The 19,646-nt window shown below is 69.9% G+C and carries 19 protein-coding genes; 8 read left to right on the forward strand and 11 right to left on the reverse strand.

Features of this window, described 5'->3' with window-relative positions:
• Nucleotides 1-45: 45 nt before the first annotated feature.
• Nucleotides 46-228 carry a DUF3008 family protein gene (locus EPO51_RS12335; protein ID WP_293350823.1) on the forward strand — a complete coding sequence of 61 codons (183 nt, stop codon included), beginning with the start codon at nt 46-48 and terminating at the stop codon, nt 226-228.
• Nucleotides 229-239: 11 nt separating this feature from the next.
• Here EPO51_RS12335 and EPO51_RS12340 read toward each other — a convergent pair whose 3' ends face one another.
• The 3 genes from EPO51_RS12340 to EPO51_RS12350 are packed head-to-tail and all read right to left on the reverse strand — an operon-like array spanning nt 240 to nt 3,637.
• Nucleotides 240-1,376 carry a serine hydrolase domain-containing protein gene (locus tag EPO51_RS12340; RefSeq protein ID WP_293350826.1) on the reverse strand — a complete coding sequence of 379 codons (1,137 nt, stop codon included), beginning with the start codon at nt 1,374-1,376 and terminating at the stop codon, nt 240-242.
• Between the two features lie 17 nt (nt 1,377-1,393).
• Nucleotides 1,394-2,470 carry an acyl-CoA dehydrogenase family protein gene (locus tag EPO51_RS12345; protein WP_293350828.1) on the reverse strand — a complete coding sequence of 359 codons (1,077 nt, stop codon included), beginning with the start codon at nt 2,468-2,470 and terminating at the stop codon, nt 1,394-1,396.
• Complete coding sequence (locus EPO51_RS12350) at nt 2,471-3,637, reverse strand: acyl-CoA dehydrogenase family protein (RefSeq protein WP_293350830.1); 1,167 nt, start codon at nt 3,635-3,637, stop codon at nt 2,471-2,473.
• Between the two features lie 113 nt (nt 3,638-3,750).
• Here EPO51_RS12350 and EPO51_RS12355 point away from each other — a divergent pair, with 113 nt between their 5' ends.
• Complete coding sequence (locus EPO51_RS12355; protein ID WP_293350832.1) at nt 3,751-5,064, forward strand: PQQ-dependent sugar dehydrogenase; 1,314 nt, start codon at nt 3,751-3,753, stop codon at nt 5,062-5,064.
• Entirely contained in the window at nt 5,061-5,618 is a 558-nt protein-coding gene (locus EPO51_RS12360) for a hypothetical protein (protein WP_293350834.1), read from the forward strand. The genes EPO51_RS12355 and EPO51_RS12360 overlap by 4 nt, the downstream gene beginning before the upstream one ends.
• Nucleotides 5,619-5,622: 4 nt before the next feature.
• On the opposite strand, the gene EPO51_RS12365 is transcribed toward EPO51_RS12360, so the two are convergent.
• Together EPO51_RS12365 and EPO51_RS12370 are read right to left on the reverse strand one after the other, a co-directional pair.
• The gene (locus EPO51_RS12365; protein ID WP_293350836.1) at nt 5,623-6,189 is read right to left on the reverse strand and encodes a GNAT family N-acetyltransferase; all 567 of its coding nucleotides are present in this window, start codon (nt 6,187-6,189) and stop codon (nt 5,623-5,625) included.
• Complete coding sequence (locus EPO51_RS12370; protein ID WP_293350838.1) at nt 6,190-6,561, reverse strand: VOC family protein; 372 nt, start codon at nt 6,559-6,561, stop codon at nt 6,190-6,192. It lies immediately after the preceding gene.
• 119 nt (nt 6,562-6,680) lie between these two features.
• Here EPO51_RS12370 and EPO51_RS12375 point away from each other — a divergent pair, with 119 nt between their 5' ends.
• A complete protein-coding gene (locus EPO51_RS12375) occupies nt 6,681-9,041 on the forward strand; it encodes a penicillin acylase family protein (protein ID WP_293350841.1) in 2,361 nt (786 codons plus the stop codon).
• A gap of 39 nt (nt 9,042-9,080) precedes the next feature.
• On the opposite strand, the gene EPO51_RS12380 is transcribed toward EPO51_RS12375, so the two are convergent.
• Both EPO51_RS12380 and EPO51_RS12385 read right to left on the reverse strand, forming a co-directional pair.
• A complete protein-coding gene (locus tag EPO51_RS12380; protein WP_293350844.1) occupies nt 9,081-9,476 on the reverse strand; it encodes a nuclear transport factor 2 family protein in 396 nt (131 codons plus the stop codon).
• A 90-nt stretch (nt 9,477-9,566) separates the two neighbouring features.
• A complete protein-coding gene (locus EPO51_RS12385; protein WP_293350847.1) occupies nt 9,567-12,107 on the reverse strand; it encodes a TonB-dependent receptor in 2,541 nt (846 codons plus the stop codon).
• A gap of 199 nt (nt 12,108-12,306) precedes the next feature.
• On the opposite strand from EPO51_RS12385, the gene EPO51_RS12390 reads away from it, so the two are divergent.
• Nucleotides 12,307-12,912 (forward strand): DUF2087 domain-containing protein, encoded by a 606-nt coding sequence (locus EPO51_RS12390; RefSeq protein WP_293350850.1) that lies wholly within the window; start codon nt 12,307-12,309, stop codon nt 12,910-12,912.
• 23 nt (nt 12,913-12,935) lie between these two features.
• Nucleotides 12,936-13,577 carry a glycerol-3-phosphate 1-O-acyltransferase PlsY gene (gene plsY, locus EPO51_RS12395; protein WP_293350853.1) on the forward strand — a complete coding sequence of 214 codons (642 nt, stop codon included), beginning with the start codon at nt 12,936-12,938 and terminating at the stop codon, nt 13,575-13,577.
• Here plsY and EPO51_RS12400 read toward each other — a convergent pair.
• Together EPO51_RS12400 and EPO51_RS12405 are read right to left on the reverse strand one after the other, a co-directional pair.
• The gene (locus EPO51_RS12400; protein WP_293350856.1) at nt 13,574-14,266 is read right to left on the reverse strand and encodes an SDR family NAD(P)-dependent oxidoreductase; all 693 of its coding nucleotides are present in this window, start codon (nt 14,264-14,266) and stop codon (nt 13,574-13,576) included. The genes plsY and EPO51_RS12400 overlap by 4 nt on opposite strands.
• 75 nt (nt 14,267-14,341) lie before the next feature.
• Nucleotides 14,342-15,514, reverse strand: coding sequence for an acetyl-CoA C-acetyltransferase (locus EPO51_RS12405; RefSeq protein ID WP_293350859.1), 1,173 nt, complete (start codon nt 15,512-15,514; stop codon nt 14,342-14,344).
• A 209-nt stretch (nt 15,515-15,723) separates the two neighbouring features.
• Between EPO51_RS12405 and EPO51_RS12410 the strand changes: the two genes are divergently transcribed.
• Nucleotides 15,724-15,930, forward strand: coding sequence for a hypothetical protein (locus tag EPO51_RS12410; protein ID WP_293350862.1), 207 nt, complete (start codon nt 15,724-15,726; stop codon nt 15,928-15,930).
• Nucleotides 15,931-15,975: 45 nt separating this feature from the next.
• Here EPO51_RS12410 and EPO51_RS12415 read toward each other — a convergent pair whose 3' ends face one another.
• A complete protein-coding gene (locus tag EPO51_RS12415) occupies nt 15,976-16,482 on the reverse strand; it encodes a GAF domain-containing protein (RefSeq protein ID WP_293350865.1) in 507 nt (168 codons plus the stop codon).
• A gap of 52 nt (nt 16,483-16,534) precedes the next feature.
• Complete coding sequence (locus tag EPO51_RS12420) at nt 16,535-16,951, reverse strand: hypothetical protein (RefSeq protein WP_293350868.1); 417 nt, start codon at nt 16,949-16,951, stop codon at nt 16,535-16,537.
• Between the two features lie 252 nt (nt 16,952-17,203).
• On the opposite strand from EPO51_RS12420, the gene EPO51_RS12425 reads away from it, so the two are divergent.
• Nucleotides 17,204-19,477, forward strand: a complete 2,274-nt coding sequence (locus EPO51_RS12425) for a TonB-dependent receptor (protein WP_465246604.1) — start codon at nt 17,204-17,206, stop codon at nt 19,475-19,477.
• Nucleotides 19,478-19,646: the final 169 nt, after the last annotated feature.

Raw genomic sequence — 19,646 nt, forward strand, 5'->3', positions numbered from 1 at the left:
CCTCGCGGGTTGCGTCAGCGCAGTCCGGAAAGAGGAGTTGACCCGATGCCTGCCAAGTCCGCCGCCCAACAGAAGGCCGCCGGCGCGGCCCTGTCCGCCAAGCGGGGAGACACGCCCAAGAGCAAGCTCCAGGGCGCCTCGAAGTCGATGATGTCGATGTCCGAGAAGGAGTTGGAGAAGATGGCCCACACCAAGCGCAAGGGTAAGCCCGAGCACGTGAAGCAATAGGCCGGCGGCGCCTAAATCGCCCCCATCGCCGTCCACATCGCCATGGCCAGGCCCAGGGCGCGCATGTCGCCCTGGGTCGTCGCCGCCATCTTGTTCATGGCGTAGGCGAAGGTGGTCCTCGCATCCATGTCGATGATCACCAGCGAGCCGCCGTAGCCACCCCAGTAGATGGTGTTCGGGTTCGGGAATGGGACCGCGCCCCCCGCCAGGCCGAAGCCCATGCCGAACCGGGCCGGCATGCCCAAGACCAGATCCTGACCCTCGACCTGAAGTTCCAGCGCCTTGCGGCAGCCGGCCTCCGACAGAAAGCGCCGCCCCTTGGCGACGCCCCCGTTGGCCAGGATCGCGTGGATCTCGGCCACCGAGCGGGCGTTGCCGGTTCCGCCTGCCGCCGGGATCTCGGCGCCGCGCCAGGCCCGGGTCTTCGTGGCCGAGACGTCGATGCCGGGGTTGTCCCACATGTTGATCATCAGCGCGCTGGCGTTCGGGTCGCGCGGTCCCGGCGGCGGCGGGAGCAGCTCGGCCACGCGACCGTCCTGCGAGGCCGGCAGGCCGATCCAGAAGTCGGCGCCCAGTGGCTCGGCGATCTCCTCGCGGAACACCGTCCCGAGCGACTTGCCGGTGATCCGCCGCACCACCTCGCCCACCAGGTAGCCCTGGGTCAGCGCATGGTAGCCCGACGCGGTCCCTGGCTCCCAGTACGGCGCCTGGGCCGCCAGCAGGGTGGTGACCTTGTCCCAGTCGTACAGGTCCTGCGCGGTGATGGGCTCCTTCCAGCCCGACAGCCCGGCCGAATGGCTCATCAGGTGGCTGACCTTCACGTCCGCCTTCCCGTTGGCCGCGAACTCCGGCCAGTAGCGGGCCACCGGCGCGTCGAAGTCGAGCTCGCCGCGGTCGGCGATCAAGAGCGCGGTCAGGGCCGTCATCGTCTTGGTGGTCGAGTAGACGTTGACGATGGTGTCCTTCTCCCAGGGCCGGGTGCGCGCCGGATCGGCGAAGCCGCCCCAGAGGTCGACCACCGTCTCGCCTTCGACCGTGGCGCAGTACGAGGCCCCGATGTCCTCACCGCTCGCCAGGCCGGCCTCGAACGTCGTGCGCACGTCCGCGTAGCGGTCGTGGGCGTGTCCCTGCACCGAGCCGTCAGCCATGGTCGTGGTCCTTCCCGTCAGGCCGCCAGGCCCTGCATCCGCGCCGCGATCTCGCGCACCTTTTCCGGCCCGCCCAGCAACTGGCGGTTCTGGCCGATCCGCTTGAACCAGAAGTGCAGGCCCAGGAGGTCCGTCATCCCGATGCCGCCGTGCACCTCGGTCGCCGTGCGCGCGATGAAGCGGCCGATCTCCGAGGTGTGCGCCTTGGCGTGGGCCGCCATCAGCGGGGCCTCGTCCGGAGCATGGTCGAAGGCGTAGGCGGCGTACCAGACCAGCGCGCGCGCCGGCTCTAGCTCCGCGGCCATCTCAGCGCAGAGGTGCTTGACGGCCTGGAAGCTGCCGATCGTGCGGCCGAACTGCTTGCGCTCCTTGGCATAGGCGACGGCCTTGTCGAGCATCGCCTGAGCCGCGCCCAGGGTGTCGGCGGCCAGCAGGATCCAGGCCGCGTCGCGCAGGCGGTCCAGCGCGCCGTTCGACGCCAGGGCCTCGGCGGGCGTGTCCTTGAAGGTGAGCGCCGTCAGCCGCCGCGTAACGTCGATGCTGGGCATCGGCTCGGCCGCCTCGGCGATGTGCGTCAGGTGCAGGCCCCCGTTCTTGTCGGCCACCACCAGCAGGTCCGCCCCCGTGGCGTTCAGCGCGAACAGCGCCTGGCCCGTCAGCCGCCCATCCGCGGCGGTGACGCCCGCGCCATCGCGCGCGCCCGCGATGGGCTCGGAGATCGCCACGCCGGCGGTGACCGCGCCGGTCGCCAGCTTCGGCAACCAGCGGCGGCGCTGCTCGTCGGTTCCCGCCAGCTTCAGGGCCAGGGGCGCCAGCACCGCCGAGCCCAGGAACGGGGCCGCGGCCGCCACCTTGCCCAACGCCTCGCTGGCCAGGGCGGCCTCCAGCATGCCCAGGCCCAGCCCGCCCTGCTCCTCGGGAATCATCAGCCCCGGCAGGCCCATCTCGGCCAGCCGCATCCAGATGTCGGACACCTGCTGCGGACCCTCGTCGTCGGCGAACCGGCGCACCCGCTCCAGCGGCACGAGGTCGGCCAGGGTGCGGTTCAGGCTGTCCTGCAGCATCGTCTGGTCCTCGGAGAGCGCGAACCGCATTCAGGCCTCGACCGTCTTGGGCTCGCGCGGCATGCCCAAGCCCCGTTCCGAAATGATGTTCTTCTGAATCTGGGCGGTGCCGCCGCCGATGATCAGGCCCAGGTCGAACATGTAGTTCCACTGCCAGCGACCCTTGGCGCGCAGGTGCGGCCCGTCCTGGTAGAGGATTCCCAGCTCGCCCAGGGCGTCGATGGCCAGGGCCGCCACCTGGTGGTTCAGCTCGCAGCCCTGCAGCTTCACCACCAGCCGCGCCAGCCCCGCCGTGTCGTCGGTCATGGTGCGCAAGCCGTTGAACTTCATCGACAGCACCCGGGCCTGGAGCTGCATCAGCCGGTCGCGGAAGATCGGATTGTCGATAATCCGCTGGCCGTCGACCGTCTCCGATTTCATCAGCTCGATCAGCTGCTTCAGACGGGCTTCCGTCGCGTTGGGATCGCCGAGCATGCCGCGTTCATGCTTAAGCGTGGTGTTGGCCACCTGCCAGCCGCGCCCCCGTCCGCCGACCACATTGGTCTTGGGCACGCGCACATCGGTGAAGAACACCTCGTTGAACTCCGCCTGGCCGGTCATGGTCTTCAGCGGCCTGACCTCGATCCCCGGCGTGTCCATGGGGAACAGGATGTAGGAGATGCCCTCGTGCTTCGGCTTGTCGGGCTCGGTCCGCACCAGGCAGAACATCATCTGCGCCTGAGCGGCGGTGCTTGTCCAAATCTTCGAGCCGCTGATGAGGAAATCCTCACCGTCCTCGACCGCCTTGGTCTGCAGGTTGGCGAGGTCCGATCCGGCCCCCGGCTCCGAATAGCCCTGGCACCAGATGATATCGCCGCTCAGGGTTGGCGGGATCCAGCGGGTCTTCTGTTCTTCCGAGCCCACCTCCAGCAGGGTCGGGACCAGCATCGAGATGCCCTGCCCGCTCATGCCGCGTGGCGCGCCGGCGTCGATGAAGGCCTCGGCGATGATCCGGGTCTTGAGGCCGTCCGGCGCAGCGCCGAAGCCGCCGTAGGCCCGCGGGATGGTGCGGGCGGCATAGCCGTTGTCGATCAGCAGCCGCTGCCAGGCCTTCGGGTCCTTCGGCGCGCCGGCCTCGTATTCGCCCCCGTGAGCCTCCAGGAACGCGCGCACCTCCTCGCGGAAGGTCGCCAGCTCCGGCGTCAGCGTCAGGTCCATGGCCTGTCCCGTTTGCGTTTCCCTGGGTTGAACCACTGCACCCCTTTGCGGCATGGACGCAACGGCGCCGTCGCGTCAGCGTTGAGCCTCCAGTCGCACGAAGGAGCGGGCCCATGAGACCGTCATGGCTGATCGGGGCGGCCGCCCTTCTGCTGGCGAGCTGTTCATCCGGGTCCGGCGACCCGTTCGTCGGGTTCGGCCCGAACCCACCGCTGAAGGGGCCGCATGCCGGCCTGATCCCTACGGTCGGCGTGCCCGACGTCGTCGGCTGGCCGGCGGGCGCCGCGCCCCGCGCCCCGGCGGGCTTCACGGTGACCCGCTACGCCGAGGGGCTGGACCACCCGCGCTGGCTGCTCGTCCTGCCCAACGGCGACGTCCTGGCCGCGCTCTCGGCTTCGGAGCCCAGCAAGGCCGACAAGTCCAACCAGGGCGTCAAGGGCTTCTTCCAGAAGATGCTGATGAAGAAGGTGGGCTCGTCCAGGCCCAGCCCGAACAGGATCGTCCTGCTGCGCGACGCCGACGGCGACGGCGTGGCCGAGACGAAGACCGACTTCGCCACCGGCCTGAAGCAGCCGTTCGGCATGACCCTGGTGGGGGGCCTGCTCTACGTGGCCAACTCCGATGGCGTGGTGGCCTTCCCCTACCAGCCGGGGGCCACCGCCGTGCCGGGAACCGGAACCAAGGTGTTCGACCTGCCCGGCCCCCCGATCAACCATCACTGGACCAAGAACGTCGTGGCCAGCCCCGACGGCGCCAGGCTCTACGCCACGGTGGGCTCGAACTCGAACATCGGCGAGAACGGCATGGAGAACGAGCAGGGCCGCGCCGCGATCTGGGAATACGATCTGAAGACCGCCAAGGCCCGGGTCTTCGCCAGCGGCATCCGCAACCCGAACGGCATCGACTTCGAGCCGGCCACCGGCGTGATGTGGACCGTCTCCAACGAGCGCGACGAGATCGGCAACGACCTGCCGCCGGACTACCTCACCAGCGTGAAGGACGGCGGCTTCTATGGCTGGCCCTATAGCTACTGGGGCCAGAACGTGGACAAGCGGGTGAAGCCGCAGAACCCGGCGCTGGTCGCCTCGGCCCTGAAGCCGGACTACGGCCTGGGTCCGCACACGGCGTCGCTGGGCCTGACCTTCTACCGCGCCGACGCCTTCCCCGCCGCGTACAAGGGCGGCGCCTTCATCGGCCAGCATGGGTCATGGAACAGGAAGCCGCTGAACGGCTATCGCGTGGTCTTCGTGCCCTTCGCGGGCGGACGGCCGCAGATGCCGCCGCAGGTGTTCCTCACCGGCTTCCTCAACGCCGACGACAAGATCCAGGGCCGGCCGGTCGGGGTCGCGGTGGACAGCAAGGGCGCCCTGCTGGTGGCCGACGATGTGGGCGGCGTCGTTTGGCGCGTGGCGGCCCAAGGGCGGTGAAGCGGTTCGGCTCGAGGCTCGGGGCCGTCGCGGCGCTCGCCCTGGCGTCCGGCGCGGAAGCGGCGCCGAAGGTCTCGCCGGTCTGCGCCGCGGCCGAGGCGGCGTTGCGGAACCTGGCGGTTCAAGGCGGCGATCCCTTGCTCTTCAGCACCGAGTTTCCGCGGAAATGGACCGGCATGTTCGCGACCGCTCACTCCGGCAGCGTGGGCATTCCCGTCGGGCCGCAAGGGACCGCGGCGCTGGTGCGGTTCGACCACCGGCGGCTCGGCCCGGCGCTGGCCTGCGCGAACGCCCGGGCGCGAGCCGCCACCCTTGGCGAGGTCGTGGATGAAGCGGCCGGCGAACCCCGCATCCGCGGCATGGGCCTGAACGGCAAGACCGGCTTTCTCTGGCGCATCGCCATGCCGGTGCTGGACCGCACGGGCATGGAAGCCGTGGTCGCGGCCTTCACCTGGAGCAACCAGCTCGCAGGTGGTTCGCAGCTCGTATTTCTGGCGCGTCAGCGTGACGGATCGTGGAAGGTAACGGGCAGCCGCATCCTGTCGATGTCCTGAGCCGTCACAGCCCGATGCGGTACCGAAGCTTCACGCCCTCGCCGCCATAGGCCGGCGGAACCGCGAAGGTTTCGACGAGCATCCCGCCGTTGGCCTCGATCACCCGCTTCGACGCGATGTTCTCGTCGTCGGTCGTGAGCTCGACGTACGGCAATCCCATCGCCCTGGCCGCGGGCAGGATCAGGCCCAGCGCCCGCGTCGCGTAGCCGAGGCCCTGCTTCCACGGCACGACACCATAGCCGAGGTGTCCGAAGACATGCTCGGGCAGTTCCGCCGTGCCCGGCGCCCAGCGGAACCCCACCGTGCCGCAGAACTCGCCGTCCCAGATCCAGCGGTAGTAGCCGGGAAGCCGCGGGACTTCGGACCCGTCGGGCAGCCGGATCGGCGGGCCGCGGGCCTCCGGGTCGTCCTGCGAGGCCACGAAGGCGGCCGGATCCTCGGCGATGCGGACAAGCTGCTCCTCGGCCGTCTTGCGCCCGTGGATGTTGTCGGGAGACCAGCCCCGCCGGAGCGCGTCCGCATACTGCGGCAGCGCCTCCAGCGAAGGCGGCTTCAATTCCAGATCGGCCATTCAGCCCATCTTGAAGACGCAGACCTTGTTGCCGTCCGGGTCGCGGAAATAGGCGCCGTAGAAGGTCGGCAGGCGCTGGCCGGGCGCGCCGTCGCAGACGCCGCCCGCGGCCATGGCGGCGGCGTATGCCGCGTCGACCTGTTCCTTGGACGCCGCCGGCAGGCCGAACATGCTGCCGTTGCCGACGGTGGCGGGCTTCTCGTCGTAGGGCTTGCTGACGGCGATCATGCCGGGCGTGTCCTTGCTACCGTAGAACTGCATGCGCTCGCCGTTGGCGAAGGTGCGCTTGCCGCCCAGCGGAGCGAGCACCGCGTCGTAGAACTTGGTCGCCCGCTCGAGGTCGTTGGTGCCGATGGTGGCGTAGCCGATCATGTGGAATTCCCCTTCCTAATACGGCGCAGCCTAATGGGTGACCTGCGCGGAAGCGCAAGCGCCGCGTGACGCCGGGCCCGGCGTCGGTCCACAATCGTCGCGACGATGGAGGGTACGGTATGATCGGGCGTGTCTTTTTGGGCGCAGCGGCCGCGCTTCTGGCCGGCGCGGCGCAGGCGGAGGTCTCCACCGCGGTGCGCCAGGAGGCCCGGGCGGTCCAGGGCTTGAACGCCCCAGCCGAGCTGATCGTCGACCGCTGGGGCATCCCGCACATCTACGCCGCCTCGTCCCGCGACGCCTTCTTCCTACAGGGCTACAATGCCGCCCGCGACCGGCTCTGGCAGATCGACCTGTGGCGCAAGCGCGGCCTGGGCCGGCTGTCGGCCAGCCTGGGCCCGGCCTATGTGGCGCAGGACCGCGCCGCGCGCCTCTTCCTCTATCGCGGCGACATGGCCGCCGAGTGGGCCGCCTACGATCCCGGCGGCAAGGAGGCGGCGGAGGCCTTCGCCGCGGGCGTGAACGCCTATGTGGCCGAGGTGCGGGCGGGCAAGCGCCCCCTCCCCGTCGAGTTCAAGCTGACCGCCAGCCAGCCGGAGGACTGGAAGCCCGAGGAGATCCTGCGGATCCGCAGCCACGCCCTGGTCTCCAACGTCACCTCCGAGGTCGCCCGCGCCCGGGTCGTCTGCGCCGGCGGCGTGGAGGCCGACGCGCTCCGCCGCAAGCTGGAGCCGGCCCACAAGTTCGCCGTGCCCAAGGGCCTCGATCCCTGCGACGTGCCCGAGAACGTACTGGCCGACTATGTGCTGGCCACCGAGCCGGTGAGTTTCAAGCCGCTGGCGCCCCGGACCCTGGCCCAGGTGATGGACGAGCGCTCGGCCGAGGGCTCGAACAACTGGACGATCGCCGGATCCCGCACCGCCACGGGCCGTCCGATCCTGGCCAACGACCCGCACCGCCCGGTGGGCGCGCCGTCCCTGCGCTACATCGCCCACCTGGACGCGCCGGGCCTCAGCATCATCGGCGCCGGCGAGCCCGCCCTGCCCGGCGTCTCCCTGGGCCACAACGGGACCACCGCCTTCGGCATCACCATCTTCTACATCGATCAGGAGGACCTCTACGTCTACGAGACCCGGGGGAACGCCTATCGCTACAAGGGCGGCTGGGAACCCATGAAGGTGGTCCGCGAGACCATCGAGGTGAAGGGCGAGGCGCCGCGCGAGGTGGAATTCCATTTCACCCGCCACGGCCCGGTGGTGAACCAGGACGACGCCAAGGGCCGCGCCTTCGCCATCCGCACGATCTGGAACGAGCCCGGCCTGGCCGGCTATTTCGGCTCCTCGCGGATGTGGCGCGCCAAGGGCTGGGACGACTTCCAGACCGCGCGCAACAGGTGGGGGGCCCCGCCGCTGAACCTGGTCTACGCCGACACCAAGGGCGAGATCGGCTGGTCGGCCGCGGGGCGCACGCCGGTGCGGCCGGGCTGGGATGGCCTGATGCCCGTGCCCGGCGACGGGCGCTACGAGTGGAAGGGCTTCGTCGAGGACGGCGGCCTGCCGGTCAGCCGCAACCCCAAGGCCGGCTACTTCGGCACGGCCAACGCCATGAACATCCCGGCCGAGCCTGAGTATCCACGCCACGCTCGCAAGCTGGGCTTCGAGTGGGCCGACCCCACCCGCGCGATGCGGGTCCAGGAGGTGCTGTCGTCGCTCCCGAAATCGACCCTGGCCGACTCCGTGGCGCTGCAGACCGACAGTGTCAGCCCGCAGGCCCGCCGCGGCGTGGCCCTGGTCCAGGCGCTGAGCTCTACCGACCCCGACGTCGCCCGGGCGCTCGCCCTTCTGAAGGTCTGGGACGGCAACGAGACCACCGACAGCGCCGCCGCCGCCATCTACGAGACCTGGGCGGTGAAGCACCTGGGCCGCCACGCGGTCGGCGCATCCGGCGTGACGCCCGCCGCCCGGAAGCTGATCGGCGCCAGTTCGCCGGACCCGATCCTGACCTGGCTCGAAGCCGCGCCCGCTGGGACGCGCGATCCCATCCTGCTCTCCAGCCTGGCCGACGCCGTGGGCGAACTGAAGGTCCGGCTCGGACCCGACATGGCGACCTGGACCTGGGGCCGCCTGCACCAGGCGAAGTTCGTCCCCGCCATCGCACCCCTCGCCGATCCGCAGCTTGCCGCCCAGATGACGGTGGGCCCGCTCCAGGTCCCCGGCTCGTCGTCGACCCCCCGCGCCGCCACCTGGAGGACCGAGGACTTCAGCCAGGCCGCCGGCGCCTCGGTGCGGATCGTGCTGGACGTGGGCGCCTGGGACAACTCCATGGCCATCAACACCCCCGGCCAGTCCGCGGACCCCGCCAGCCCGCATTACCGCGACCTCTTCCCCCTCTGGGCGGCCGGCTCCTACGTCCCTCTGCGCTTCAGCCGCGCGGCGGTGGAGGCCGACGCCGAGACGGTGATGAAGCTGACGCCCGCGCCGTAGGGCGCCCGGGCAGGCGATCCCGCCCGGACCCGGAAGACGCTAACCGGCCGCCTTGGCCAGTTGCTCGCCCATGAGGCGGTGCAGCAGGTTGATCGCCTTCAGCGGGCGGACCATCACCTTGAAGTGGACGATCCGGGCGCCGTCGTCGCTGAAGGTGATGATGTCGACACCGTTGATCGTGATCCCCTCGATCTCGTTCTCGAACTCCAGCACCGCGCCGGTGTCGCTGCGCCATTCTCCGACGTATCGGAACCCTGGCCCGCCCAGCACCTTCTCGGCGCTCGCGAGGTACTTGAAGGTGATCTCGCGCCCACGCTGCGGCGTGTGTACGACGGGGCTCTCGAACACCGCCTCGGGGTCCAGCAGTTCCCACAGCGCGGCGCGGTCGTGGGTCTTCATGTAGTCGCGCCAGCGGTCCAGGGCGGCTATCGGCATCGGGAATCTCCACGCCGGCGCTCGATCGCCGGCGACGCCCAGAATGAGCGGCGCCGGCGGAAGCATCCAGCCCGGATGTGCCGACAGGCCTCAGTAGCGGTAGGTCACCCCGACGCCCACCATCCGCGGCGGCCCGGCGATGAAGGTGGGCAGGCCCAGGCTGTCGCCCGTATTGCCCGCGTCGATGATGTAGTCCTCGTCCGCCAGGTTGGTGGCGAAGGCCTCCAGGGTGACCGGAGAGTCCTCGGCGCTCCACGACACCCGCAGGTTCACCAGGCCATAGGCCTTCTGGAACTCGTCCTGGACCTTGTCGGGCACGAAGTTGCCGGTCTGGAAGGCCGGCAGATCGTTGGTGTCGTCAAAGAAGGTCTTCGACTGCCAGGTGTAGCTGGGCCGGATCTCGATCTCGCCGTTGAAGGCCGGGATCCGGAAGGACGCCGCAACCGACGCCGAGTGGTCGGGCGACAGGCGGAAGCGGTTGCCGTCATAGGCGCCCGCGGCGAACCGGGCGTGGCTGTAGGCATAGGTGGCCAGCAGGTCGAAGTTGGACGTCACCGCCCAGTCGGCCTGGCCCTCGAACCCGTACGCCTTGGCCTTGCCGGCGTTGGTGATCACGAACAGCGTGCCCTGCTGCTCGACCGTCTGGAAGTTGTCGTAGTCGTAGCGGTAGGCCGAGGCGTCCAGGCGCAGGCGGCGGTCCAGCAGGGCCAGCTTGGCGCCGACCTCATAGCTGTCGACCGTCTCGGCCTCCACCCGGCCGAAGCGCGGCGCCGTCCCCGGCGCCGCCGGGCCCGAGGCGGCCAGCACCTCCGGCCGCCGGCCGCGGGCGAACGAGGCGTAGAGGTTGGCGTCGTCGGTGGCGGCGTAGCGGGCCACGACCCGCCAGGTCACGCCGTCGTCCTTCAGGTCCTGCTCGAAGATCTGGCCGTTCCCGGTCGTCGGCTGGAACGTCACGCCGAACAGCGGCAGCTGGTTCTCCGGGATCTGCTGGACGATCGGCAGCGAGAGCGCGCCCAGGATCGCCTGGGCCTGCGCCAGGGCGGCCGGCGAGCCGGACGCCGCGATCTGCGCCGCGCCGATCGCCCCGCCCAGCACGCTGCGCCCGCCGACCACGCGCGAGCCGAAGCCCGTGGTCTTGTCGTCGCGGGTGAAGCGGACGCCGGCCGAGACTTCCAGCTTGTCGGTCACCTTCAGCGTGCCGTCGGCGAACACGTCGAACGAATCGAGGTCGCTGGTGCTGGAGGTCTCCTCCACGTGGTTGGCGCGCAGGTTTGCGGCGATCGCTGTGGCCTGGGCCGCGCTCAGCACGACCCGGTTGCCGCTGAGCCCGGCCACCAGGCCGCGCAGCAGCGCGCCCGTGAAGGCCGTGTTGCCGAACACCGCGGCGGGCGCCGGCACGTCGGCCGGCAGGCCCAGGCCCGCCGCCCCGGCGTTGAGCTGGCCGGTCACCACCGCCAGGCCGATGCGTTCGTCGAACTGCAGCGGCACGCGCTGCCGGTCCTTGGCCTTGAAGAGGTCGCCGCCGACGAAGCCGCGGAAGCGGCCGCCGTTGTCGTAGTTGAGGCGGAACTCCTGGCTCCACTGCTCACCGCGCGCGTCGTTGAGGCCGGTGAGGATCGCCAGCGACGTGCCGTCCGGATCGAACATCTCCTCGCTGTCGTAGCGGCGGTAGGCGCTGATCGAGTTCAGCGTCAGGCTGTCGGTCAGCTTGAACTCGGCGATGCCGGTGTAGCCGGTCACCATCCGGTCGACGCCCAAGGCGCCTTTCTCGAAGTTCGCGGGCGCCGCCAGGGCCGCGGCGCTCTGCGGCCGCGTGTCGCCCAGCACCTGGCCGGTGGCCGGATCGGTCGGCCGATAGCCGCCCGACTTGAACGACGTGCCGGTGGGTTCGTCCTTCTGGTAGTTGGCGATGAGGTCGATGGAGACCCGGTCGCTGGGCTCCAGCCGCAGGGCGGCGCGGAAGGCGCTGGTGTCCACCGACTGGAAGGCGTCGCCGCCCAGGGCGTTCTTCACATAGCCGTCGCGCGCCTTGATCCGGCCCGACAGGCGCAGCGCCGCGCGCTCGCCGATCGGCGCGTTCACCGCCGCCTCGCCCAACTTGTACTCGTGGCTCCCGCCCTCGACCTTGAAATAGGCGTCGAAGCCCTCGGTGGAGGCCTTCTTCTGGATGATGTTCACCCCCCCGATCAGGGCGCCCCGGCCGAACAGGGTCGATTGCGGCCCCTTGGCCACCTCGACTCGCTCCAGGTCGAACAGCTCCACGTACGAGCCCTGGGCCTTGGAGATCGAGACCCCGTCCTGGAACACCGAGACCCGCGCCTCGGAATAGCTGTCGGTCGAGTCCGAGGTGATGCCGCGCATCACGAAGCCCGGGTTGTTCGGCGACTGGTCCTGGACCTCGAAGCCCGGCGTGAACAGCGACAGGTCGGCGAAGTCCTGGATGCCCAGCGCGTCCAGCCGCTCCGCGCCATAGGCGGTCAGCGAGATCGGGACGTCGATGGCCGCCTGCTGGGTCTTCTGGGCGGTGACGACGATCTCCTCGATCGCCGCGGCTTCCTGGGCCATCGCCGGAGCGGCGCACATGGCGAAGGCGCTCGCCGCGGCCAGCAGCCGCGCACGTGACATGGTCATGATCTATCCCCTACGCAGAACGCGTGGGGCCGCCCCTAGCGTGACTGTGCGACGGTCGCATGACGGTCCAGGCTCCTCCGGCCGGGCCGGGCGCACATCGCCCGGATATGCGGCGCCGAAGCCTCAATCCCTTACGCAGCAACGTATTGTCGTTATCTCAGAATTCATCTAATTAGATGAGCATCTAAGGAGACGCGCGATGTCCGACGCCGATCTGCTGGCGTTCTTCAAGGCCATGGCGAACGAGAGCCGCCTGCGCATCGTGGGCCTCCTGGCCCAGCGCGAGCGCACCGTGCAGGAGCTGGCCGAGACCCTGGTGCTCAAGGAGCCGACGGTCTCGCATCATCTGGCGGTGCTGAAGGAGATCGGCCTCGTCACCGTGCGGCCCGACGGGGTCATGCGCTGGCATGCCCTCGACGCCGGGGCGCTGGCGGCCATGAACCGGCGGCTGGTCAGCCAGGAAGAGGTCGCGGCGCTCGTGCCCGAGGAGAGTTGGGAAAGCCGCGTGCTGTCCGGCTTCCTCGACGCCGAGGGCCGCTTGAAGGCCTTGCCGGCCAGCCGCCGCAAGCGCTGGGTGATCCTACAGTGGCTGGTCGAGCAGTTCGACGAGGACCGGCGCTACCCGGAGGCCGAGGTCAACGCGACGCTCCAGCGCCGCCACTGGGACAGCGCCACGCTCCGGCGCGAACTGATTGGCGCCGCGATGATGGCGCGTGAAGCTGGCGTCTACTGGCGCCTGCCGCGGTCCGCCTGGCGCAGCTACGACGACGCCCGGCTCGAGCCGAGCCAGGCTATGACCGCCTGAGCCGGAGCGCCGAGACCGACCCGATGATGTTCTTGATCGCAAGTCTGGCCGGCCTGACGGTCGCCTATCTTCTCGGCGCCACGCCCACGGGCTACCTGGCGGGAAAGTGGCTCAAGGGCGTCGATATCCGCGAACTCGGGTCCGGATCCACCGGCGCGACCAACGCCTTGCGGACCCTGGGCAAGGGGTCCGGAGCCGCGGTGCTGTTGCTCGACGTGCTGAAGGGCGTGGCCGCCATCCTCTTCGCCCGCTGGTTCTACGCCTGGCCCTCGGTCACGCCGCCCGACCTGCAGGCCTGGACGCCCTGGCTGGTCTGCCTGGCCGGGCTGATGGCGCTGTTGGGGCACAGCCGTTCGGTCTGGCTGGGCTTCACCGGCGGCAAGTCCGTGGCCACGGGGTTGGGCGTGCTCTTGGCGCTGTCCTGGCCGGTCGGCGTGGGCGGTCTGGCGGTGTTCGGCGTGGTGGTGGCCGCGACCCGTATCGTGTCCCTGGGGTCGATGCTCGCGGCCGTGACCGCGATCGCCCTGGTGTGCGGCCTGGAGCATCCGCTGCCCTACCGGCTGATGGTGATCGCGGGCGGCCTCTACGTGCTGGTCCTGCATCGCGCCAACGTCCGGCGGCTGCTGGCCGGGACCGAGCCGCGCCTGGGCCGCAGCCGCGTCTAGACCCGCCCGGTCACCGGCATCAGCGCCCCGGTCACCGCCCGCGCCGCCTCGCTGGCCAGGAACAGCATCACGGCGGCCAGATCGTCCGGCGCCACCCACGTCGCGGGGTCCACGCCCGGCATGTCGGCGCGGTTTTGCGGCGTGTCGATGATCGAGGGCAGCACCGCGTTGACGGTGATGTCGTCGCCCTTCAGCTCCTCGGCCAGCGCCTGGGTCAGGCTGTGAACCCCTGCCTTGGCCGCCGCATAGGCGCCCATGCCCATGGCCGCCTTCAGCGCCGCCGACGAGCCGACGTTGACGATCCGCCCCGCGGCGCTGCGCTTCAGGTGCGGGATGGCCGAGCGGCTGGCGTTGGCGGCGGTCAGCACGTTCAGCCGGTACATGGCCGGCCAGCTGCCGATCGAGCCCTCCTGCAGCGTCTCCCAGGTGAAGCCGCCGGCGACGTTGAGCAGGGCGTCGATCCCGCCGAAGCGGTCGGCCGCGGCGTCGAGAGCCGCGCCGGCCTGGTTGGCCTCGGTCAGGTCCACGCCCGGCAGAACCAGCACCTCCGGCCCGGACGGCAGGCCCGCCGGCGCATCCTTCGCGAAATCGATCAGCGCCAGCCGCGCGCCCTGCCCCGCCGCGGCCTTGGCCACAGCCTGGCCCAGGACCCCGAAGGCTCCGGTGATCACCACGACGCGTCCGGCCATCCGCCAACCCTCGAAACGAGAAACGGCCAGGGGTCTCCCCGGCCGTCCCTCAAAACCGTATTTCGGATCGAAGAGCTAGAGGCGCTCGACGATCGTGACGTTGGCCATGCCGCCGCCTTCGCACATGGTCTGCAGGCCGTACTTCTTGCCGCGCGCCTTCAGCGCATAGAGCAGCGTGGTCATCAGCTTGGCGCCCGAGGCGCCCAGCGGATGGCCCAGGGCGATCGCCCCGCCGTTGACGTTGACCCGCTCCGGATCGGCGCCCAGCTTCTGGATGAAGGCCACCGGCACCGAGGCGAAGGCTTCGTTCACTTCGAACAGGTCGATGTCGTCGATCGACATGCCTGCGCGCTTGAGGGCCCGCTCCGTCGCCGGGATCGGCGCTTCCAGCATGATCACCGGGTCGTGGCCCAGCAGCGACAGGTGGTGGACGCGGGCCAGCGGCGTCAGGTTGTGTTCCTTCAGCGCCTTCTCGGAGACCACCATGACGCCCGCGGCGCCGTCGCAGATCTGGCTGGAGGTGGCCGCCGTGATCCGGCCGCCCTCGCGCAGCAGCTTCACGCCGCGCATCCCGTCCAGGCTGACGTCGTAGCGGATGCCCTCGTCGCTGTCGTGGCGCACCGTATTGCCCTCGGCGTCGATGCCGTCGATGGCCAGGATCTCGTCCTTGAAGGCGCCGCCCTGGGTCGCCGCGATGGCGCGCTGGTGGCTGTGGTAGCCGAACTCGTCCAGCTGGTCCTTGGTCAGGCCGTACTTCTCGGCGACCATCTCGGCGCCCATGAACTGGCTGAACTGGATGTTCGGATAGCGCTCTTCCTGGCGCGGACTCTTGGGGATGCCGAAGCCTTCCTTGGCCGGCAGCGAGACCGACAGGCCCATCGGCACCCGGGTCATGCTCTCGACGCCCGAAGCGATGACGATGTCCATGGTGCCGCTCATCACGGCCTGGGCCGCGAACTGCAGCGCCTGCTGGGAAGACCCGCACTGGCGGTCCACCGAGGTGGCCGGCACGCTTTCCGGCAGCTTGGACGCCAGCACGGCGTTGCGGCCGATATTGGTGGACTGCTCGCCCACCTGCATCACGCAGCCCATGATCACGTCCTCGACGGCCGCCGGGTCGACCCCGGTGCGGTCCATCAGTTCGTTCAGCACCGCGGCGCCCAGGTCGGCGGGGTGCCAGCCGCGGACGCGGCCGCCCTTGCGGCCCCCGGCGGTGCGGGTCGCGGCGACGATATAGGCCTCGGCCATCTCGATAACTCCGATATTGGCGCCGCCTCCGGCGCTTCGGATCGATATGTAGCCGGGGCGCCCTTGCGTAAGACAACTTGGGTGACGGGGGCGTCATCCCGGAGCCGCCCCTCGCAGATTTGTAAGGCGCGGCATGGGCCGCTGAAAGCTGGCCGCGCGATTCATCGGCGCATGGGTCGCTCGTGACCCGCAGCGCAAAGGATCACACCATGAAGCTCCGCCTCGCCGTCTCAGCTCTCACCGCCCTGGCGATCGCCGCCGGCGCCCCGGCCCTGGCGCTGGCCCAAGGCATGTCCGGCAATGTCGAGGCCTCGACCCCGGTCCCCAACCCGCCCGCAAAGACGGCGCACAAGGCCGCCCATCACGCCAAGGCCAAGGCCACGCACCGCAAGGCCGCCGCGACCACGGCCAAGTAGACCTCGGGACGGAGCGGGGCGCTGCCCCCGGCGCCCCGCACGCTCCTAGGCCGCGCGCGACGAGAACGTGCGCGCCAGGATCCGCTCCAGCCATTCCTGGTCCACGCCGTCGAAGGCCGCGGGCCGATCTGAATCCACGTCGAACACAGCGATCAGCCGGCCGTCGGCGCCCACCACCGGAACCACGATCTCGCTGGCCGAACGTCCGTCGCAGGCGATGTGGCCGGGGAAGGCGTGGACGTCCGCCACCACCTGGGTCCGCCCCGTGGCGGCCGCGGTCCCGCACACGCCGCGCCCAAACGCGATGCGCATGCAGCCCAAGGTGCCCTGGTAGGGCCCCACCACCAGCTCGTCGCCCTTGGCCTCGTCGACCACGTAGAAGCCTGTCCAAAAGTAGTGCGCGAAGCTGTTCGCCAGCATCGACGACACCGTCGCCATCCGCGCCACGAGGTTCGGCTCGCCCTCCAGCACGGACGCGATCTCGGCGGAGACCGCCGCATAGCGCTCCGCCTTTTCCGCAGGCAGGGTGATCTCGTTGAAGGCTTCGGCCATGGGTGGGATGTAGCGAGCCGCAAGCGCGGCGGCCAGCCCCGCTGGCGGCGTGTCAGTCCGCCGTGGCGAGGCGCAGCGCAGAGCCCGGCGGCGGGGCGGTTCCCGCCCGCCAGGCGGCGGCGGTCGCCTTGACCTCGGGCGCGCGCAGGGCGGCGGCGAGCGAACGGCCCTCGGCGCGGCAGGTGGCGCCGGCCTCGCCGACGACGCAGACCACATCCCTGCCGAAGCCGACGCTCATCAATTCGGCCCAGCTGGCGGCGGCCGGCGCATCCTGAAGCTCCAGCCGCACCCAGCCGGACGGGTCGGCCGCAGTGGCGACGCAAAGGGTGTGACCGTCGATGACGTGAAGCACCGGTCCCCGGACCTGCTGTCCGGCGGCAGCCTGAGGGGCCCGGCATGGGGCCTCTTGCGCCTGCGCCACGCCGTTGGCCAGCACGCTCAGTCCCAGTGCGAGAAGGGTCCGCTTCATGGCGTGCTCCTCCGCAAGGCCCGTGCCGCCAATCCGTCAATGCGCATCGCGGCGATTGGCTGCGTGGCGGTGCGTCTTTCCAGCCACAGGCGGTCCGTCTTTCACCGGGGCGCCTTCCAACTGTCACGCAGCGCTCGTAGTAGGCGCCCGTCCGGCGGTGGCGGGGATTCCCACGAAACGCCCCCGACCGCCGTCCGCCTTCGGGAGCCGATGTCGACGCGGCTGCCCACCTATCGAGAATTGGGGATACCAGTGCCTGTATTTGGCCTTCGTAAGCATGCGCTCCTGGCGGCGGCCGCCGTTTCCACCCTGGCCTTCGCGACCTCCGCGTCCGCCCAGGACGCCGGCGGCGAACTGAGCGAAGTCGTGGTCACGGCCGAGCGCCGGTCCGAGAACCTGCAGAAGGTGCCGCTGTCGGTTGCGGTCATCTCGGCCGAGACCGTCCGCGCCGCTGCGGCCGGCGGCGACGACACCCTGCTGTCACTTTCGGGCAAGGTCCCGAGCTTCTACGCCGAGACGACCACGGGCCGGATCTTCCCGCGCTTCTACATCCGCGGCCTGGGCAACATCGACTTCTACCTCGGCGCCTCGCAGCCGGTGTCGATCATCCAGGACGACGTGGTCCTCGAGCATGTGGTGCTGAAGTCGAACCCGGTGTTCGACGTCCAGCAGGTGGAAGTGCTGCGGGGCCCGCAGGGCTCGCTCTTCGGCCGCAACACTACCGCCGGCATCGTCAAGTTCGACACGGTGCGCCCGACGCAGACCCTGCAAGGCCGCGCCCAGGCCACCTACGGCAGCAAGAACACCTTCACCTTCGACGGCGGGATCGGTGGGCCGATCGTGGCCGACAAAGCCGCCTTCCGGATCTCGGCGCTGTACCAGCATCGCGACGACTGGGTGGACAACACCTTCGCCGGCGCCAGCGCCGACGGCACCGTGACGCCCAAGAAGGACGCCATGGGCGGCTTCGACGAGAAGGACGTGCGGGCCCAGCTCCTGCTGACGCCCAGCGAACAACTGACCGTCCTCGCCTCGGCCCACGCCCGCGACTACGAAGGCACGTCGACGCTGTTCCTGCGCAACGCCCTGGTGAAGGGCTCGAACGACCCGGTCGCCCCGCGTGATCGCGTCGCCTACGACGAGGCCCGGAACAACCCGCAGGCCTACAAGACCTACGGCTCGTCGCTGAACATCGCCTACGACTTCGGCCCGGTGACCCTCACCTCGATCAGCGCCTACGAGACCAGCGACGGCTACAGCCGCGGCGACACGGACGGCGGCGCGGCCGCCAACTTCGGCGGCATCGGCTTTGGCCAGTCGATGGGCCAGCTGCGTGACCTGGACCAGTACACCCAGGAACTGCGCCTCGCGAGCAACGGCGACGGCCGGCTGAAGTGGCAGGTCGGCGGCATGCTGTTCGACAGCGAGGACCTGACCGACTTCTACCAGCGCGCCTACTTCCTCAACACGGCGGCCCGCAACCCGAACAATTACGTGCGTCTCAAGAACATCAACATGTCCTGGGCGGTGTTCGGCCAGGCCAGCTATCGGGTCACCGACCAACTGACGATCACGGGCGGCCTGCGCCAGACCGAAGACACCAAGAAGACCAAGCTGATCCAGACGGCCAACACCGCCGCCGGCGTGGTCACCTATACGGGCCGACGTTACGTCCGCCTGTCGGACAGCAAGCTGTCCTGGGACCTGAGCGCGCTCTATCAGGTGAACGATGACTTCGGCCTCTACGCCCGCGTCGCCAAGGGCTTCCGCGGCCCGACCATCCAGGGCCGTTCGGCGGTGTTCAACGCCGACTTCACGACGGCCGACTCCGAGACGATCCTGTCGTACGAGGCCGGCTTCAAGTCGATGCTGTTCGACAACACCCTCCGCCTGAATGCGACGGCCTTCGCCTATGAGGTCAACGACATCCAGCTGAACGGCAACGATTCCAACGGCAACGGCGTGCTGTTCAACGCCGACAAGGCCAAGGCCTATGGCCTGGAAGCCGACGCCGAGTGGCGGCCGATCCAGAACCTCACCCTGACCGGCGGCGTCAGCCTTCTGCACACCGAGATCCAGGACAAGCGGGTCTACGCCCAGGTCTGCGCCCTGAACGGCATCGTGGTCTGCACCGTGGAGAACCCGACGATCAAGGTGGGGGCCAACACCTTCGCCCAGATCGACGGCGAGCCGCTGCCCAACGCGCCGAAGTACAACCTCAGCTTCACGGCCCGGTACGACATGCCGGTCGGCGAGGATGGCAAGGTCTTCGTGGCCACCGACTGGAACGTCCAGGGGTACACCAGCTTCGTGCTGTACAAGACCCAGGAGTTCACCGCGAAGGGCAACTTCGAGGGCGGGGCCCGGATCGGCTACGCGGGGGGCGACGGCGCCTATGAGGTCGCACTCTTCGCCCGGAACATCACGAACGAGAAGAACCTCAAGGGCGTGATCGAGAACTATATGGCCGCCGTCTACAACGAGCCCCGCATCGTCGGGGTCTCGCTGAGCGCCAAGCTGCGCTAGTCGGGGTCTGCGACCGACGCCGCCTCGCGCAGCGTCGGTCGCGGCATCCGCCGGAAACCCACGGGGCAGGATCCATTCGCCCCACCTTGCACGACGCCCGGTCGCCGGCTGCCGCTGGACAAAGGCCGCGCGCCCGCCTTTCCTGCGCGACCTGTTCAGCTTCGGGAGT

This window comes from Phenylobacterium sp., assembly GCF_004297125.1.
Lineage (GTDB): Bacteria > Pseudomonadota > Alphaproteobacteria > Caulobacterales > Caulobacteraceae > Phenylobacterium.

Excerpts from the sequence above, each read along its gene's own strand:
- EPO51_RS12350 (WP_293350830.1), bottom strand. The coding sequence starts at position 3,637 with ATGGACCTGACGCTGACGCCGGAGCTGGCGACCTTCCGCGAGGAGGTG.
- EPO51_RS12385 (WP_293350847.1), bottom strand. The coding sequence starts at position 12,107 with ATGACCATGTCACGTGCGCGGCTGCTGGCCGCGGCGAGCGCCTTCGCC.
- plsY (WP_293350853.1), top strand. The coding sequence starts at position 12,936 with ATGATGTTCTTGATCGCAAGTCTGGCCGGCCTGACGGTCGCCTATCTT.
- EPO51_RS12400 (WP_293350856.1), bottom strand. The coding sequence starts at position 14,266 with ATGGCCGGACGCGTCGTGGTGATCACCGGAGCCTTCGGGGTCCTGGGC.
- EPO51_RS12345 (WP_293350828.1), bottom strand. The coding sequence starts at position 2,470 with ATGCGGTTCGCGCTCTCCGAGGACCAGACGATGCTGCAGGACAGCCTG.
- EPO51_RS12340 (WP_293350826.1), bottom strand. The coding sequence starts at position 1,376 with ATGGCTGACGGCTCGGTGCAGGGACACGCCCACGACCGCTACGCGGAC.
- EPO51_RS12420 (WP_293350868.1), bottom strand. The coding sequence starts at position 16,951 with ATGAAGCGGACCCTTCTCGCACTGGGACTGAGCGTGCTGGCCAACGGC.
- EPO51_RS12365 (WP_293350836.1), bottom strand. The coding sequence starts at position 6,189 with ATGGCCGATCTGGAATTGAAGCCGCCTTCGCTGGAGGCGCTGCCGCAG.
- EPO51_RS12375 (WP_293350841.1), top strand. The coding sequence starts at position 6,681 with ATGATCGGGCGTGTCTTTTTGGGCGCAGCGGCCGCGCTTCTGGCCGGC.
- EPO51_RS12415 (WP_293350865.1), bottom strand. The coding sequence starts at position 16,482 with ATGGCCGAAGCCTTCAACGAGATCACCCTGCCTGCGGAAAAGGCGGAG.
- EPO51_RS12390 (WP_293350850.1), top strand. The coding sequence starts at position 12,307 with ATGTCCGACGCCGATCTGCTGGCGTTCTTCAAGGCCATGGCGAACGAG.
- EPO51_RS12335 (WP_293350823.1), top strand. The coding sequence starts at position 46 with ATGCCTGCCAAGTCCGCCGCCCAACAGAAGGCCGCCGGCGCGGCCCTG.
- EPO51_RS12380 (WP_293350844.1), bottom strand. The coding sequence starts at position 9,476 with ATGCCGATAGCCGCCCTGGACCGCTGGCGCGACTACATGAAGACCCAC.
- EPO51_RS12370 (WP_293350838.1), bottom strand. The coding sequence starts at position 6,561 with ATGATCGGCTACGCCACCATCGGCACCAACGACCTCGAGCGGGCGACC.
- EPO51_RS12405 (WP_293350859.1), bottom strand. The coding sequence starts at position 15,514 with ATGGCCGAGGCCTATATCGTCGCCGCGACCCGCACCGCCGGGGGCCGC.
- EPO51_RS12355 (WP_293350832.1), top strand. The coding sequence starts at position 3,751 with ATGAGACCGTCATGGCTGATCGGGGCGGCCGCCCTTCTGCTGGCGAGC.
- EPO51_RS12410 (WP_293350862.1), top strand. The coding sequence starts at position 15,724 with ATGAAGCTCCGCCTCGCCGTCTCAGCTCTCACCGCCCTGGCGATCGCC.